Annotated in this window: 1 protein-coding gene; it reads right to left on the bottom strand. The window is 41.3% G+C overall.

Features of this window, described 5'->3' with window-relative positions:
* The coding region (locus JWG39_RS16265) for a pre-peptidase C-terminal domain-containing protein (RefSeq protein WP_205220472.1) at positions 1 to 365 on the bottom strand (365 nt) is incomplete at its 3' end.
* Positions 366 to 378: the final 13 nt, after the last annotated feature.

Here is a 378-nt window from a genome sequence, read left to right as displayed (position 1 = left end):
CCATTAATTATATCATTATTGGTACTGGGAACAGGTGTGACAGCAGCGACTGTATTGATACTCAAATTATAATCTGAGGTAGATGTACCATCAGGATCGACATTGACGTAATAGGTCTCTCCTGAGGTGAGATTATAGGATACAGATTCACTGGAACTTCCACTCATGTATGAGGCAGCTAACAATCCTATAGGGTTCGCAGAGTTCTCATCAGGGCTCTCACTGAGATATAAATCAATATTTGAACTCAATCCCGTTAAACTAATGGTCGCGGTGCCACTGTTTTGCGCGACAAACGTATAATAATCATTATCACCAGCATAACCTGTAATGCTGGCATCTCCATTACTGTCTAATGAAACCAAAGCGGCTTCCGAT

Source organism: Desulforhopalus vacuolatus (genome assembly GCF_016918505.1).
Classification (GTDB): domain Bacteria; phylum Desulfobacterota; class Desulfobulbia; order Desulfobulbales; family Desulfocapsaceae; genus Desulforhopalus; species Desulforhopalus vacuolatus.
This window is presented reverse-complemented; position numbering and strand designations above follow the sequence as displayed.